We start from the raw sequence: 15,767 nt of genomic DNA, 5'->3' as shown, positions 1-15,767 counted from the left end.
TCGCCAGGGCAAGCCGATGGTGCAGAACTCTGCGCGCACTCAGCGTCCCGACAAGCGTCGTGAATTCGATCCGACGGAGCGCCTCGGCACACCGCCGAAGGCCCCGTTCAAGGGCCTTCGGGTGGTCGCACTCGGCGGCATCGGAGAAATCGGTCGCAACATGACGGTGTTCGAGCATCAGGGAAAGATGCTGATCATCGACTGCGGCGTGCTCTTTCCCGAGGACCAGCAGCCCGGCGTCGACCTGATCCTGCCCGACTTCCGCCACATCGAGAATCGCATGGCCGACGTCGAGGCAGTGGTCCTGACGCACGGTCACGAGGACCACATCGGAGCAGTGCCGTTCCTGCTGCGTCTGCGTCCCGACCTGCCCGTCGTCGGATCCAAGTTCACCCTCGCACTCGTCGCGGCCAAGTGCCGTGAGCATCGCTTGCGTCCCAACCTCGTCGAGGTCATCGAGGGCCAGCACACCCAGCACGGTCCGTTCGACTGCGAGTACTTCGCGGTGAACCACTCGATTCCCGATGCGCTTGCCATCGCCATCAGAACCGACGCCGGTCTGGTGCTGCACACCGGTGACATCAAGCTCGATCAGCTGCCGCTCGACGGTCGCCTGACCGACCTGGCCGGCTTCTCACGGCTCGGCGACGAGGGCGTCGACCTGTTTCTGGTCGACTCCACCAATGCCGAGGTGCCCGGATTCGTCACGCCGGAACGTGAGATCGGCGGAGTGCTCGACACCGTCATTGGCAAGGCGAAGCAGCGCGTCATCGTCGCGTCGTTCGCCAGTCACGTGCACCGCATCCAGCAGGTCATCGACGTCGCCGAGCGGTACAACCGCCGAGTGGCATTCGTCGGGCGGTCGATGGTCCGCAACATGCAGATCGCTCAGGACCTCGGTTACCTGCGTGTGCCCGACGGCCTCGAGGTCAATGTCGACACGGCCGCAACACTTCCCGACGACCGGTTGGTGCTCATCTCCACCGGCTCGCAGGGCGAGCCGTTGTCGGCGCTGTCCCGGATGGCTCGCGGCGAGCACCGCCAGATCAACGTCAAGGCGAACGACCTCGTGGTGCTGGCGTCCTCGCTGATTCCGGGTAACGAGAACTCGGTGTTCGCAGTGGTCAACGGCCTCGCCAAGCGGGGTGCGACCGTCGTGACGCAGCAGAATGCGAAGGTTCACGTCTCGGGCCATGCCTCGGCGGGCGAGCTGCTGTACCTGTACAACGCGGTGCGGCCCACCAATGCCATGCCGGTACACGGCGAGTGGCGTCACCTGCGCGCCAACGCGGCGCTGGCCAAGGCGACGGGTGTTCCCGAGGACCGCGTGGTGCTGGCCGAGGACGGCGTGGTGGTCGACATGGTCGACGGCCTCGCCGAGATCGTCGGACAGGTGCCCGTGGGGCATGTGTACGTCGACGGCCTCTCGGTCGGCGACGTCGGCGATTCGACGCTCTCCGATCGATTGGTACTGGGCGAGGGCGGATTCATCGCGATCAGTGTTGCCGTCGACTCGGCCACCGGACGTGCGGTGACCGCACCCGAGGTGTCCGGTCGCGGATTCTCCGACGATCCGGCCGCACTCAAGGAGGCCGGTCAACTCGTCGAGTCGGAGTTGCAGCGGTTGGCCTCCGACAACGTGTCCGATACGCATCGCATCGCGCAGGCCGTGCGCCGCGTGGTCGGTCGGTGGGTGGCTGACAAGTATCGCCGCAAGCCGATGATCGTTCCGACGATCATCGCGGTCAAGCCGCAGCCGCAGTCGAACTAGGCACGCCCGCAGCCGAACTGGACGCGATCGGCTAGACGAGCAGTCGCCAGAGTCCGATCAGACCGAGAACGACGATGGCACCACGCAGGGCCGCCGGCGAGAGCCGGCGGCCGTAGCGTGCTCCGACGGCTCCACCGATCAGAGAGCCGACCGCGATCAGTCCGGCTGCCTGCCAACTGATGTCGTCGAATCGAAAGATCGTATACGTCACCGCCGCAACGACATTGACGACCAGTGACAGCAGATTCTTGGCGGCGTTCATCCGCTGCATGGTTTCGGGGAGCAGTGCCCCCATCACCCCGATGAGCAGAATTCCCTGTGCGGCAGTGAAATAGCCGCCGTAGATGCCGACCAGCAGAGTGCCTCCGGTGACCAACGCCATCCTGGTGCGACCGATGTGGTTCGCGGCCTTGCCCGCGGCCTCCGATCGACGCTTCGCCCAGGCCTGGATTCTCGGTTGTGCGACAACGAGGATCAGCGCGCCGATGAGCAACACCGGAACCACTGCGGCGAACACCGTTTCGGGCAGGTGCAGCAGCAGCCAGGCCCCGCCGAGTGCTCCGAAGAACGAGGCAGGCAACTGCCATCGCAGTCGATGCCACTGTCCGCGCAGCTCGCGGCGATAGCCCCACGTACCCGAGACACTTCCCGCGACCAGTCCCACCGCATTGGACATGGTGGCAACCACCGGGGGATAGCCGAATGCGACCAACGTCGGAAACGTGATCAACGTCCCGGAGCCGACGACGGCGTTGATGGCTCCGGCTCCGAGCCCGGCGAGCAGGATGACGAGAATTTCCGATACCGGCACTGTTGGGAGGTTACCCAGGCAAAGGGTGGGATCCCGCGGCAGGATGCCGCTGGTTCCGTCTGGCCGTAGCCTGGAGCACGTGAGCCTTGCCCAGGATGAACGTTCCCAACTGGTCCAGACCCTTCTCGACGTGGGTCCCGATGCGCCGACGCTGTGCGGTGAGTGGACAGCGGCCGATCTGGCGGCGCATCTCGTCGTTCGGGAGCGACGCTTGGACGCCTCGCCGGGCATATTTCTGTCTCCGCTCGCGGGGTACACGGCGCGGGTTCAGCGATCCGTGGCGAACAAACCGTTCGCCGCCGTGGTGGAGGACGTTCGGACCGGGCCGCCCATGTGGTCACCGTTCGCACTGCTGGACCCGTTGATCAACCTCGGTGAGATGTTCGTTCATCACGAGGATCTGCGCCGGGCAGGGGAGAATTGGACTCGGCGAGTGTTGCCCACCGCCGTGGAGACCCGACTGTGGACGCAGGTCCGTTTGGTGGGTCGTGGCGGTCATCGCTCGTCACCCGTACCGGTTCACGTACGCACGCCCGATGGGCGACGGGCGACGTTCAAGGGCGGGTCCGGCCCCGGCGTGACCGTGGTGGGGGAGCCGTCGGAACTGTTGCTCTACGCATTCGGACGCGACCGGATCGAGGTTCTGTACGAGGGTTCGGCAGACGATGTCGCTGTCGTGAAGGCACTCGATCTGAGCTTCTGACACATTCGGCTCCGCTGTTACTGGTGTTGCGGATGGTTTCGACGGGGCTGTTGCGACTAGCCTGGGGGCATGGCAGGAAAGACCAGCACCTCCACCGCCAGGGCCGGGTCCAGTGGATCCGGCTCCTCGCGCGCGTCCGGCACCGCCCGTAAATCCGGTGGCGGCCGCACCGCGCGCACCGTCACCACGCCCAAGAAGCCCACCGCGCCGCGCAACCCGGCGACCTCCCGTGCGAACGCATCCTCGCGCGGCAAGGGACCCGCCAGGGGTGCGTCGACGGCTCGGCGGCCTGCGGCGAAGAAGAAGTCACGCGGTGCTCTCGATGCGATCGGGCGGGGCATCGCGTCCACCTGGTCGATGGCGGCACGCGGAGTCGGTGCCACGACTCGGACGGTGAGCAAGGCCGCCGACATCGAGCACGGCCACCGCCGGGACGGTATCGCTCTCGGACTGATCGCCGTCAGCGTGGTCGTCGCCGCGAGTGTCTGGTTGAGCGCCGGGGGACCGGTCGGTGAATGGATAGAGGTGGGCATCCGCGCCGTCATCGGCGAAGCCGGCTACGTCGCGCCCGTGCTCGGTGTCGCGATCGCCGTTGTTCTGATGCGGTCCGAACCGCATCCCGAGGTACGACCGCGACTGGTCCTGGGCTCGATCCTGCTCGGTCTGCCGATCCTCGGACTGTGGCACATGGCCGCCGGTTCACCGACCGATGCCGCCGGCCGATCCGAGGGCGCAGGCTTCGTCGGCTACGTAGCGGGCGGACCCATCGCCGACGGCCTCACCGTGTGGCTGGCTGTGCCGCTGCTGCTGCTTGCCGGTCTGTTCGGAGTACTCCTGCTCACCGGCACCACCGTGCGCGACGTGCCGGATCGGATGCGAGCACTGTTCGGCACCGACAGTCGCGGTGACGAATACGACGAGTACGACCCGGCCGACTTCGGCTCCGAGTTCGGGGACGAGGGCTACGGCGACTACGACAGCAACTTCGACGCCGACGGCTACCCGGTCCACGGCAGCGCGGACCCGTACGACAACTACCCGACCGAGGAGTACATCCCGGTCACCAAGCCGCCCCGCGCGCGCAAGACCCCGCCACCGGAGGCGGCCACCGAGGTCATCGTGCCCGACGCGGCTGTCCCCGCACCTGCCCCCGAGCCGGTCGCGCCCCCACGGCCCAAGCCCAAGCCGATCGTCAAAGCGGCCGAACCGAAGCAGGCAGCCGAGGACGACAAGATCGTCGTCGATCGCGTGGTCGACGGCGATTACACGCTTCCGTCGCTGTCGCTGCTGATCGACGGTGATCCGCCCAAGACCCGCAGCCAGGCCAACGACGCCATGATCGAGGCGATCTCCGAGGTACTCGAACAGTTCAAGATCGATGCCGCGGTCACCGGTTTCACCCGCGGGCCCACGGTCACTCGCTACGAGGTGGAGCTCGGGCCCGGCGTCAAGGTCGAGAAGATCACCGCGCTCGCACGCAACATCGCCTATGCCGTCGCCACCGACAACGTTCGCCTGCTCGCGCCGATCCCCGGGAAGTCCGCGGTCGGTATCGAGGTACCCAACTCGGACCGGGAGATGGTCCGTCTGGCGGACGTGCTGACCGCGCCGTCGACCCGCAAGGATCACCATCCGTTGGTGATAGGCCTCGGCAAGGACATCGAGGGCGATTTCGTCAGTGCCAACCTCGCGAAGATGCCGCACTTGCTGGTAGCCGGATCCACCGGTTCCGGTAAGTCGAGCTTCGTGAACTCGATGCTCGTTTCGCTACTCGCACGGGCGACGCCGGACGAGGTTCGGATGATCCTGATCGACCCGAAGATGGTCGAGCTCACGCCGTACGAGGGCATTCCACACCTCATCACCCCGATCATCACGCAGCCAAAGAAAGCTGCCGCAGCGCTGGCCTGGCTCGTCGAGGAGATGGAGCAGCGCTACCAGGACATGCAGATCAACAAGGTCCGCCACATCGACGACTTCAACAAGAAGGTGCGTTCCGGCGAGATCACCGCACCCCTCGGCAGCGAGCGCGTCTATCGGCCCTACCCCTACATCCTCGCGATCGTCGACGAGTTGGCCGACCTGATGATGACCGCTCCCCGCGACGTCGAGGAAGCGATCGTGCGGATCACACAGAAGGCACGTGCGGCCGGCATTCACCTGGTGCTCGCCACTCAGCGTCCGTCGGTCGACGTCGTCACCGGTCTGATCAAGACGAACGTCCCGTCGCGTCTGGCCTTCGCGACCTCGTCCCTGACCGACTCTCGCGTCATCCTGGATCAGCCGGGTGCGGAGAAGCTGATCGGTATGGGTGACGCGCTGTTCCTGCCGATGGGCGCGGGCAAGCCGACGCGTCTGCAGGGCGCGTTCATCACCGACGAGGAGATCTCTGCGGTCGTCGACTTCGCCAAGAATCAGGCGGAGCCGGAGTACAACGACACCGTCACCGCAGCGAAGGTCTCGGACAAGAAGGATGTCGACCCCGACATCGGCGACGACCTCGACGTGCTGTTGCAGGCGGTCGAGTTGGTCGTGACGAGTCAGTTCGGTTCGACGTCGATGTTGCAGCGGAAATTGCGAGTCGGATTCGCCAAGGCCGGGCGATTGATGGATCTGATGGAGAACCGCGGGGTGGTCGGCCCGAGCGAGGGATCGAAGGCCCGCGAGGTCCTCGTCAAACCGGACGAGCTCGACGGTCTGCTGTGGTCGATCAAGGGCGGCGACCCGGACGAGCAGCCCGCGTCGGACGAGTTCTGAGCGCTCCCCGGTCCCGGGTGAATGGACCACTGCAGCCGTCTGGGCGGTGCAAGGGTCCATTCACCCGAACCGGGTGAGCGGGCCGATCAGGACGTGAAGGTCCCCATGACGGGCGTCCACTCGTGGAACGTCGCCGTCTCGATGAGGTTCTCCACCGCGAACGGGTCCTGGGCGAACAGTGTTTCGACGGTGGCGGCATCCGGTCCCTCGACCAGCAGCAGCGCTCCGCTGCCGTCGGCGTACGGTCCGCTCGACACCAGGGTCTTCCGGTCGAGCAGATCGGCCAGCCAGGCGCGATGTGCCGCGCGATGGGTGTCGCGTCCGTCCGTGGTGGCGGGGGAGTAGGTGTAAGTGACGGCGATCAGGGGCATGGAGCTCTCTTCCGGATTCGAGGACTGATACCGGAATTCTGTCAGAGCGAGAGCAGCATCCGCGTGTTGCCCAGAGTGTTCGGTTTGACGTAGCTCAGGTCCAGGAATTCGGCCACGCCGGTGTCGTACGACCGGCACATCTCCGCGTAGACCTCCGCCGTGACCGGGGTTCCGTCGATCTCGGCGAACCCGTGTCGGGAGAAGAAATCCACCTCGAAGGTCAGCACGAACACCTTCTGCAGCGCCAGCTCACGAGCGACCTCGATCAGTTTTGCGACGATCAGGTGGCCTGCGCCGTGCCCCTTCGCCGCAGGATCGACGGCCACCGTGCGAACTTCGCCCAGATCGGCCCACAGCACGTGCAACGCACCGCAGCCGATGATCTCACCGTCACGTTCGGCGATCCAGAACTCCTGCACTGCCTCGTAGAGGGTGACGAGGTTCTTCTCGAGCAGGATGCGTCCTGCGTAGATGTCGATCAAACGTTTGATCTCGGGGATGTCGGAGGTCCTGGCTCGACGCACGACGAGGGTGCCGTCGTTCACGGAGCCACGGTCCGCGAGGTCTGAATGCACGTCGGATTCGGGGTCTGCGATGTCGCGACTCGCCCGATTCGGCCCAGAAGTCATGGGGTGAACAGTAGTCAGTACCTCAACCGATAAACTTTCCGTGTGTCGCTTCTGCAGCTGTGTCCCCGTCTCGGCGGATCGGTGCTGCGCAACAGCGGACACACGAGCCGGTACGTCGTCGATGGCTCGCGGGTGTGCCGATGACCGGGCCGGTTGCGCCCGATCACGGCGTTCCGTCCAGCGGTGAGATTTCCGGCAACCGCGCCTCCGGATCGGATGATGCTCCGCGCACGACGGGGCTGCCCCACAGCAACGCTGTCGCCGGCGGCCCGGACGAAGTGCCGTTGCTCAATATCGCGAACGTGCTCACGGTGCTCCGGATCGCACTGGTTCCGGTCTTTCTCGCAGCGCTGTTCGTCGGCGACGGCCACGACACCTCCTGGCGGCTGACCGCGACCGCGATCTTCGCCGCCGCTGCCATCACCGACCGGATCGACGGTCAGCTGGCCCGCAAGTACGGTCTCGTCACCGACTTCGGGAAGATGGCCGACCCCATCGCCGACAAGGCGTTGATCGGCGCCGCGCTCGTCGGGCTGTCGATGTTGGGCGACCTGTCGTGGTGGGTGACGGTGATCATCGGAGTGCGAGAAATCGGCATCACCGCAGTGCGGTTCGCCGTCATCCGCCACGGCGTCATACCCGCAGGCCGCGGCGGCAAGGTCAAGACACTGGTGCAGACGTTCGCGATTGGGGTGTACCTGTGCCCGCTGCCGAGTGTCGTCGACCCGTTCGCCGTTGCCTTGATGGCGCTGGCGGTACTGCTCACCGTGTACACCGGCCTGGACTACGTGGTGCAGGCCGTTCGCCTGCGCCGAGGCGTGTCCTCGACGTGAATCGCTCCGACGTGCCCTCCGCAGCGGCCGTGTGGCGCGCGGGCGAGCAGGATGAGGATTCGGCGGGATACAGTCTTGGGAGCCGTGTCGGAGCAGCTTCGGCACGTGTTGGAGTGAACGGGCATATAGGGTCGGGAACCAATCGGACCGGCTGGGACGTTGAACATCGTGACGGCTCCGGACGAACGAGATATGAACGTTGTCGTCCCGACGGCACAGTCGTCGGCACGAACACCAACGAGGAGGAGCGAGATGGCGCTGCTATTGCGTGAAGCACTCGGCGACAGTTTGCGGCGTACTCGCGTCGCACAGAGCCGAACCCTGCGTGAAGTCTCGAACACCGCACGCGTGAGCCTCGGATACCTTTCCGAGGTGGAACGCGGTCGCAAGGAGGCATCGAGCGAACTCCTCGCCGCGATCTGCGACGCACTCGCCGTCCCGCTCTCGGACGTCATGAGCGATGTCAGTGTGACGCTGTCCGACGCCTCCACCGCCGCAGCGCGGCTCGACGAGGCAGCGGTCGCCACCCGTATCGACGGCGATACTCGCGTCGTGATTCCGGCACCTGCTGCCAGAGCTCTCGCCGCCGCCTAAGATCGGAAAAGCAATCAGTTTCCACTCCTGACCCAGATCACGCACCCGACTTTCACAGCACGGACAGGTTCATTTCGGTCACTGCGAGAGCAGCCGACCCGTACGCGGCCACCGCGGCGCAACAGATGGAGGCAGGACCACCCCATGGCTAATCCTTTCGTCAAAGCCTGGAAGTACATGATGGCGCTCTTCAATTCCAAGATCGACGAGAAGGCCGACCCCAAAGTTCAGATTCAGCAGGCGATCGAGGACGCACAGCGCCAGCATCAGGCTCTGTCCCAGCAGGCCGCGTCCGTCATCGGCAATCAGCGCCAGCTCGAGATGAAGCTCAGCCGGCAGCTTGACGAGGTCGAGAAGCTCAATGCCAACGCTCGGCAAGCGGTGACGCTGGCCGATCAGGCCGCCACCGCGGGCGACATCGAGAAGGCCACGCAGTACACGAACGCCGCCGAGGCCTTCGCCGCTCAGCTGGTGACCGCCGAGCAGAGCGTCGAGGACCTCAAGGTCCTGCACGATCAGTCGCTGCAGGCGGCCACTCAGGCCAAGAAGGCCGTCGAGCAGAACGCCATGGCCCTGCAGTCGAAGGTCGCAGAACGCACCAAGCTGCTCAGCCAGCTCGAGCAGGCGAAGATGCAGGAGAAAGTCAGCGAATCCCTTCGGTCGATGGACAGCACCCTGTCCGCGCCCGGCAACACCCCGAGCCTCGACGCCGTCCGGGACAAGATCGAACGTCGCTACGCAGACGCCCTGGGATCGGCGGAGCTGGCTCAGAACTCGGTCTCCGGTCGCATGATGGAGGTCCAGCAGGCATCCGTGCAGATGGCGGGCCACAGCCGCCTCGAGCAGATCCGCGCTTCGATGGCAGGCGACTCGCTGCCGTCGGGAAATGCCGCGGCGAAGCCGTCGATTGCCAAGTCCCCGGACGCGACGCCCGAGCCCCCGGCTCAGGCGTAGATCGACCTGACGAACAACTCGGTCGTCCGACAGCAGCGCCGAGATGGGTAGAAGAGATCACGAATCCGGCCGGTCGCGTAAGCGGCCGGCCGTTTCGCTCGATCGAGAATCCGTCACCACCGCCGTCTCCGAGTCCGGTGCAGTGGTCAGATCTCTGGCGGAGTCCGCTCGAAGTGTCGGTACCTCGATCCTCGACGCCGCCGGACGTCGGAAAGACCCCCGTGTCAAGCATCTGAAGAAGATTCGCCGTGCCAGACGACGCGGAATCAGGTTCGGTGCTGCGTCCACGACGACAGCGGTGGGAACCGCGGGGATGGCCGTGCTGTCGGCTCCGGAGTGGACTCTGTTCGTGGGCGGCGGTAGTGCTGCCCTCATGGCGGTACCGGCGGCATTCGCGGTGACGCGGTTGCGGCGTCTTCGCGCCCAACCGGTCCCCGTCGGCCTGCCCACCAAGCGCGTGTCGCCGCAGCGCGGATCCGCCGCGTACGAGTCGATGGCCCGACTGGCCGGTGCCGAGCAGAGTCTGTTCGAGCTGCTGGGGATCCTCGCGAGGTCCGAGACGATCGGTACCGACGACGTCGAGGAGATGATCGGGGTTACTTCCGATGCGGCCCGTGGTCTCGAAGGAGTTGCTGTCGACATCGCTGCTCTGGAACGTGCGGGGGCGGCGAGCGCTGTGACCCGTGAGCACCTCCGCGGCGCAATAGCCTCGGCGGCAAACGAACTCGCGACCGGGGTCGATCAGTACGAGCAGCTCGTCGCCGCGGCCGCGCGGATGACCGGACCGGCCGGACCGGCGTCGACGACGGTCGTGGAATCGCACCGACGTGAGCTGTTGTCGGCGACGGATCGACTGCAGGGATGGGCCGAGGCACTCACCGAAATCGATCAGATCCGGTCGCGGCACCGCTGAGACAATTCAGGGTTCACCCCGATGTGTTCGTCGCGGCCGGATGCCAGGATCGACGTACGCGATACGACACGGTGCGCGGCGACACGGTAGGAGCACTCATGTTCTGGAAGATTCTGGGATTCATCGTTCTGATCTGGATTGCGCTCGCGCTTCTGGGCAGCATCATCAAGGGTCTCTTCTGGCTGGTGGTGGCTGGTGCGATCGTGATGGGACTGGTGTGGCTGTACAAGGCGATCGCCTCCGACAACGATCGCTCGTCGCTGAAGTTCTGACGCCGATGCGGTGTTCCGTCACCCGAGAGCAGCAGAGCCCTGCTCGACGAACACCCGAAGGGCCCGCGGTATGCAGCGTGCCGTGACGGGTAGTTCCGCGACACGTTCCCCGTCGGCGTAGGCGACGATTCCGTCGCACCGCAAGGTGACCTGCGTCGAGGTGTACGTGTCGACCTCCGGTAAGTCGATGTGTGTTCCCCGATACAGAGTCGGCGACAGTCCGAGCAGGCGCGTCCGACTCGCCCCGCGAACGACGGTGACATCGAGCAGACCGTCGTCCACTCGCGCGGCAGGGCACACGGCCATGCCGCCTCCGTAACTCCTGCCGTTTCCGACCGCGACCAAGGTGGCATCGAGTCGAAGTTCGGCATCGTCGAGTTCTATGACGTACGGCAGCTTCGTGAGCGACGCCAGCTGTAGCACCATGGCCGCGTTGTACCGGAGAGGTCCGCGCGGCCAGCGCAGTCGCTTGGCCCTCTCGGTGACCAGCGAGTCGAAACCACTGGACAGGACGGTGGTGAACCACCGGTCGCCGATCCGTCCGAGATCGATTGCGCGCGTGACGTTGTCGGCGACGATATCGGCTGCGTGGGCAGCGTCGCCGCGAGGTAGTCCCAGGGTTCGGGCCAGGTCGTTGCCGGTGCCTGCCGGGATCAGGCCCATCGGAACGTCGGTGCCGGCGAGCACTTGAACGACGAGATTGACGAGCCCGTCGCCGCCGACGGCGACCACGGCGTCCGTACCGCTGCCGACGGCCTTCTCGAGCAATGACAATGCATCCCCGGGCGTGCGGCCTTCGATGGTCGTGACGTGAAGTTCTCGCTCCCGCAAGCGCGCCACGGCGCACCGCCCGGCGTGGCCCGCGCGACCACCGCCGGCCATCGGATTGGTCAACACCGTCACCGATCGGGTCATGGTCGCAACGATTCGTCGATCACATCGATCAGCTTGCCAGGGTCGACGGTTCCCGTGGTGGTGACCGAGGCGATTCGCAGCGGTATGCCTCCGGCGTACGTTGTTCGGGCGTGTGGCCGGTGATTTCGGGACCGAAGGTGCGTGTAACCGTGAGGTACTGTAACGAAAGAGACTGTTACTGATGAAAATACAGTCCTTTTGTCCGAACTACGAAGGGTGGCACGTGATCGAGCAGCCGGTGTCGAGTCCTGCCTCGTCCGAGCCCCTGCAGTCGCCGTCCCGAACAGAAGCTCCCGAGAAGTCGGTCGAAGACGCCGTTCTCGACGCGGCCCGGTCCTGCATCCTCGAGCACGGCGTCAAGCGCACCACCTTGGCCGAAATCGCGCGCCGCGCCAAGGTCAGCAGGCCCACCGTGTACCGGCGATGGGCCGACACGCGAGCTGTTGTGTCGAGCCTGCTCACTCGTGAGATCGGTGCGCTGATTCCGAGTTTCGACGCCACCGCGTCGGCTCGCGATCAGATCGTCACTGCCGTGGGTGAAGTGGCCGACCGCATTCGACTCCATCCGTTGTTCGTGAAGATTCTGCGTTCCGATTCCGACGTGCTGGCCACGTACATTCTTCATCGTCTCGGAACCAGTCAGTCGTTGATCATCGACGCGTTGTCTTCTCTGGTCGTTGCCGGACAACGTGATCGCTCGATTCGCGCAGGGGATCCCACGACGCTGGCCACGCTGGTGCTACTGATGGTGCAGTCCGCGGTGCAGTCCGCGGAGATGGTGTCCGAGCGCGTCTCGGGGACCGAGGTGACGCGTCAGATGGCGTACGCAGTGGACAGTTACCTGCGGCCCGAGAGTGCGTGAACGAGTCTGCGTCGACCGCGATGCGGGACCGAGTGCACATTTCGCCGCTCGGGTTCGGGCCGGCTCTCCCGACCTGATCCCGGCACCCGTCGAGCGGTACGGCTCGAGTGTGGCACGCTGGGTTCGTGCGAGTAGCAGTGGTGGCCGGGCCCGATCCGGGGCATGCCTTTCCGGCGATCGCGCTGTCCCTGCTCTTCCGCGCGGCAGGCGACGAACCGATCCTCTTCACCGGTAGCCGCTGGGTGCCCGACGCGCACGCAGCGGGGCTGCGGGCGTTTCCGCTGGGTGGTCTTGCGCCGCGGCCGGAGGACGACGATCTCGACGCCGGACAACGTATCCATTCACGGGCGGCGTTCGTCTCGACCGAGTTGCTGCCCGACCTCGAGCGGGAGAACGTCGATCTCGTCGTGTCCGACATCCTGACCGCAGGGGGCGGCATGGCCGCGGAGCGGCTCGGGATCACCTGGGTGGAGCTCTCGCCCCATCCACTGTATTCGCCCTCGAAAGGGTTGCCTCCCATTGGAAGTGGCCTGGCTCCGGGTACCGGGGTTCGCGGCAGGTTGCGCGATACCGTGATGCGCGCGTTGACGGCACGCTCGATCGCTCAGGGACGAGCTCAGCGGTCCAGCGCACGGACGAGCATCGGGCTGCCTGCCGAGGATCCGGGCCCGGCTGCGCGGCTCGTCGCCACCATTCCTGCGCTCGAGGTGCACCGTCCCGACTGGCCGGAGGACGCACACGTGGTCGGCCCGCTGCTGTGGGAACCGACGGACGACCTGCTCGACACTCCGGACGGCACGTCACCGCTGGTGATGGTCGCGCCGTCGACAGCCTTCACCGGGGCGGAGGGAATGCTCGAGATGGCGCTGAAAGGGTTGGACGGCAGGGGAGTTCGGGTGGTGGCGTCCGTTCTCGACGGAGTTCCCGCCGTACTCCCGAACTGGGCGAACGCCGGCTTGGGCCGCCAGGACGAACTGCTGCGTCATGCCGATGTGGTGGTGTGCGGTGGTGGGCACGGAATGCTGGCCAAGGCGCTCATGCACGGCGTTCCGGTGGTGACCGTCCCGGGCGGTGGCGATCAGTGGGAGCTGGCCAACCGCGCCGCACGGCAGGGGAGCGCCGTCATCGTACGACCCCCGACGCCGACCTCGATCGCCGACGCGGTGGCCACCGTACTGTCCGATCCGCGCTTCGCCCGGGCAGCGGCGACGGCGGCGGACGGGGCGCAGTCCGTCGAGGATCCCGTGTCCGTCTGTCATCGGGTGCTCGACCGCAGCACTCAACGGCGCGGACGTTAGGGTTGTCGTTGTGCGTCTGACCGAATTTCGTGAACTGCTCACCGAGGAGTTCGGCTCCGTTCGTGGCGATTCGCTGCTGACCGATCACGTGCTGTCCGGTATCGGCCGAACCGGAGCGCAGGCCATCGAGGACGGCGTCGATCCACGGGAAGTGTGGCGGTCGATCTGCTACGAGTTCGATGTACCGAGAGAACGCTGGTAGTTCCCCGGGTCCTGTCGATCCTTTCGGCGTGTCGATTGCTGCGGTAGTTGACTCGAACACGTGTTCCCCTATGCTTGGGTCAACGGTTGCCGGTCGGTGTCGAGAAACTTCTTGTCGGTACCCCGATCTAGCGTTACCGACGACAAAGCTGATCGACACGACACAGCTGAACGACACGACACAGGGAGCTCACGATGGCTGCATACGATCGCGACAAAGCGCTCGATCTCGCACTCGCGCAGATCGACAAGAACTTCGGCAAGGGTTCGGTGATGCGCCTCGGTGACGAGGTCCGCCAGCCCATTGCCGTCATCCCCACGGGATCGATCGCGCTCGATGTGGCACTCGGCATCGGAGGGTTGCCGCGTGGACGTGTCATCGAGGTCTACGGTCCGGAATCCTCGGGTAAGACCACCGTCGCCCTGCATGCGGTGGCCAGTGCTCAGCGAGCAGGCGGCATCGCGGCCTTCATCGACGCCGAGCACGCTCTGGATCCGGACTACGCCAAGAAGCTCGGTGTCGACACCGATGCATTGCTGGTGTCGCAGCCCGATACCGGTGAACAGGCTCTCGAGATCGCCGACATGCTGATCCGTTCGGGTGCACTCGACATCCTCGTGATCGACTCCGTGGCGGCACTGGTACCGCGCGCCGAGATCGAGGGCGAGATGGGCGACAGTCACGTCGGTCTGCAAGCCCGCCTGATGAGCCAGGCGTTGCGCAAGATCACCGGCGCGATGAGCAACTCCGGCACCACCGTGATCTTCATCAACCAGCTGCGCGAGAAGATCGGCGTCATGTTCGGCTCTCCCGAAACCACCACCGGTGGTAAGGCATTGAAGTTCTATGCCTCGGTTCGCCTCGACATCCGCCGCATCGAGACCCTGAAGGACGGAACCGACGCCATCGGTAACCGCACCCGGGTCAAGGTGGTCAAGAACAAGGTTGCGCCGCCGTTCAAGCAGGCCGAGTTCGACATCATCTACGGCAAGGGCATCAGCCGCGAGGGCTCGTTGATCGACATGGGCGTCGAGCACGGCTTCATCCGCAAGTCGGGTTCGTGGTTCACCTACGAGGGTGACCAGCTCGGTCAGGGCAAGGAGAACGCCCGCAAGTTCATGCTCGAGAACCCCGACGTGCGGGACGAGATCGAGAAGAAGATCATGGAGAAGCTGCAGATCGGCGCGGACGTCACCGCGGAGGAGCCTGCAGCCGCTCCGGTGGACTTCTAACCTGTTGTCGCTGTGCAGCAGCGAGACGAGGGTGGCGGCACCGAGGCGCAGGCGAAAGATGTCTGCCTTCGGTTGCTGACCGATCGAGCGCGTAGCAGGCACGAACTCGAAGCAAATCTTGCGAAGAAGGGCTTCACTGCCGAGATCGCGAACGCCGTTCTCGATCGGCTCGAAAAGGCAAAGCTTGTCGACGACGAGTCCTTCGCGCAGCAATGGGTTCAATCCCGGCACAAGTACTCGGGCAAGGGTAAACGCGCACTGAGTATGGAGCTCCGCAACAAGGGAGTCAGTAACGAACTCGCTCTGCACGCACTGGATACGATCGATGCCGACGACGAACGTCAGCGCGCAGCCGAGCTGGTACGCAAGCGATTTCGCACACTGCAAATGCCGGACTCGAGTGGGCCGGATGCCCGCGCCGAGCGTGACAAGGTTGTCCGAAAATTGGTCGGCATGCTCGCGCGCCGTGGCTACTCGCAGGGCATGGCGTTCGCGGTGGTCAAGGAGCAACTCGACCGCGCAGGTGCCGACACCGAAGGCTTCGACGGCCCAGACTCGATGTGATCGTCCACCTCGAGTAGGAGCCGTCGAGAAACAGTAAGGCCCGCAACACCATCGGTGTTGCGGGCCTTACTCGTTGCCGGCGATGG

General features: G+C 65.4%; 17 protein-coding genes. 13 read left to right on the top strand and 4 right to left on the bottom strand.

Annotated features, from left to right (window positions below; translation table 11 throughout):
- Window positions 1–16 precede the first annotated feature (16 nt).
- Window positions 17–1,771, top strand: coding sequence for a ribonuclease J (locus tag NY08_RS06350; RefSeq protein ID WP_032397879.1), 1,755 nt, complete (start codon window positions 17–19; stop codon window positions 1,769–1,771).
- Window positions 1,772–1,802: 31 nt separating this feature from the next.
- Here NY08_RS06350 and NY08_RS06345 read toward each other — a convergent pair whose 3' ends face one another.
- The gene (locus NY08_RS06345; RefSeq protein WP_045195456.1) at window positions 1,803–2,582 is read right to left on the bottom strand and encodes a sulfite exporter TauE/SafE family protein; all 780 of its coding nucleotides are present in this window, start codon (window positions 2,580–2,582) and stop codon (window positions 1,803–1,805) included.
- Between the two features lie 79 nt (window positions 2,583–2,661).
- On the opposite strand from NY08_RS06345, the gene NY08_RS06340 reads away from it, so the two are divergent.
- Window positions 2,662–3,285, top strand: a complete 624-nt coding sequence (locus tag NY08_RS06340; RefSeq protein ID WP_032397881.1) for a TIGR03085 family metal-binding protein — start codon at window positions 2,662–2,664, stop codon at window positions 3,283–3,285.
- Between the two features lie 69 nt (window positions 3,286–3,354).
- The gene (locus NY08_RS06335) at window positions 3,355–6,042 is read left to right on the top strand and encodes a DNA translocase FtsK (protein WP_176459295.1); all 2,688 of its coding nucleotides are present in this window, start codon (window positions 3,355–3,357) and stop codon (window positions 6,040–6,042) included.
- An 86-nt stretch (window positions 6,043–6,128) separates the two neighbouring features.
- Here the strand turns inward: NY08_RS06335 and NY08_RS06330 are convergent, their stop codons facing one another.
- Together NY08_RS06330 and NY08_RS06325 are read right to left on the bottom strand one after the other, a co-directional pair.
- Complete coding sequence (locus NY08_RS06330) at window positions 6,129–6,413, bottom strand: YciI family protein (RefSeq protein WP_045195454.1); 285 nt, start codon at window positions 6,411–6,413, stop codon at window positions 6,129–6,131.
- Window positions 6,414–6,454: 41 nt separating this feature from the next.
- A complete protein-coding gene (locus NY08_RS06325) occupies window positions 6,455–7,042 on the bottom strand; it encodes an amino-acid N-acetyltransferase (RefSeq protein ID WP_230597007.1) in 588 nt (195 codons plus the stop codon).
- 140 nt (window positions 7,043–7,182) lie between these two features.
- On the opposite strand from NY08_RS06325, the gene pgsA reads away from it, so the two are divergent.
- The 5 genes from pgsA to NY08_RS26240 all read left to right on the top strand — a co-directional run bounded on the left by pgsA (window position 7,183) and on the right by NY08_RS26240 (window position 10,608).
- Window positions 7,183–7,875 carry a CDP-diacylglycerol--glycerol-3-phosphate 3-phosphatidyltransferase gene (gene pgsA / locus NY08_RS06320; protein ID WP_235387126.1) on the top strand — a complete coding sequence of 231 codons (693 nt, stop codon included), beginning with the start codon at window positions 7,183–7,185 and terminating at the stop codon, window positions 7,873–7,875.
- A gap of 252 nt (window positions 7,876–8,127) precedes the next feature.
- Window positions 8,128–8,469 carry a helix-turn-helix domain-containing protein gene (locus NY08_RS06315; protein WP_032397883.1) on the top strand — a complete coding sequence of 114 codons (342 nt, stop codon included), beginning with the start codon at window positions 8,128–8,130 and terminating at the stop codon, window positions 8,467–8,469.
- A gap of 144 nt (window positions 8,470–8,613) precedes the next feature.
- A complete protein-coding gene (locus NY08_RS06310; protein ID WP_037189526.1) occupies window positions 8,614–9,423 on the top strand; it encodes a PspA/IM30 family protein in 810 nt (269 codons plus the stop codon).
- Between the two features lie 43 nt (window positions 9,424–9,466).
- Window positions 9,467–10,336 (top strand): phage shock envelope stress response protein PspM, encoded by an 870-nt coding sequence (pspM, locus tag NY08_RS06305; protein WP_235387125.1) that lies wholly within the window; start codon window positions 9,467–9,469, stop codon window positions 10,334–10,336.
- Window positions 10,337–10,434: 98 nt separating this feature from the next.
- Window positions 10,435–10,608, top strand: coding sequence for a hypothetical protein (locus NY08_RS26240; RefSeq protein WP_032398397.1), 174 nt, complete (start codon window positions 10,435–10,437; stop codon window positions 10,606–10,608).
- 18 nt (window positions 10,609–10,626) lie between these two features.
- Here the strand turns inward: NY08_RS26240 and NY08_RS06295 are convergent, their stop codons facing one another.
- On the bottom strand, window positions 10,627–11,523 hold the full coding sequence (locus tag NY08_RS06295) for a diacylglycerol kinase (protein ID WP_045195449.1): 897 nt from the start codon (window positions 11,521–11,523) through the stop codon (window positions 10,627–10,629).
- Window positions 11,524–11,788: 265 nt separating this feature from the next.
- Between NY08_RS06295 and NY08_RS06290 the strand changes: the two genes are divergently transcribed.
- From NY08_RS06290 to NY08_RS06270, 5 genes are all read left to right on the top strand, one after another.
- On the top strand, window positions 11,789–12,385 hold the full coding sequence (locus NY08_RS06290) for a TetR/AcrR family transcriptional regulator (RefSeq protein WP_045199841.1): 597 nt from the start codon (window positions 11,789–11,791) through the stop codon (window positions 12,383–12,385).
- Window positions 12,386–12,510: 125 nt separating this feature from the next.
- Complete coding sequence (locus NY08_RS06285) at window positions 12,511–13,683, top strand: glycosyltransferase (RefSeq protein ID WP_200893174.1); 1,173 nt, start codon at window positions 12,511–12,513, stop codon at window positions 13,681–13,683.
- A 10-nt stretch (window positions 13,684–13,693) separates the two neighbouring features.
- The gene (locus NY08_RS06280; RefSeq protein ID WP_032397886.1) at window positions 13,694–13,885 is read left to right on the top strand and encodes a DUF3046 domain-containing protein; all 192 of its coding nucleotides are present in this window, start codon (window positions 13,694–13,696) and stop codon (window positions 13,883–13,885) included.
- 194 nt (window positions 13,886–14,079) lie between these two features.
- Window positions 14,080–15,117 carry a recombinase RecA gene (gene recA, locus NY08_RS06275; protein WP_008716921.1) on the top strand — a complete coding sequence of 346 codons (1,038 nt, stop codon included), beginning with the start codon at window positions 14,080–14,082 and terminating at the stop codon, window positions 15,115–15,117.
- A gap of 12 nt (window positions 15,118–15,129) precedes the next feature.
- Window positions 15,130–15,681, top strand: coding sequence for a regulatory protein RecX (locus NY08_RS06270; protein WP_045195446.1), 552 nt, complete (start codon window positions 15,130–15,132; stop codon window positions 15,679–15,681).
- Window positions 15,682–15,767 lie beyond the last annotated feature (86 nt).

The sequence above is a fragment of the Rhodococcus sp. B7740 genome, from assembly GCF_000954115.1.
In the GTDB taxonomy this organism is placed as follows: domain Bacteria; phylum Actinomycetota; class Actinomycetes; order Mycobacteriales; family Mycobacteriaceae; genus Rhodococcoides.
Note: the sequence above shows the minus strand (reverse complement) of the source record. Positions and strands in the feature narration are given on the sequence as shown.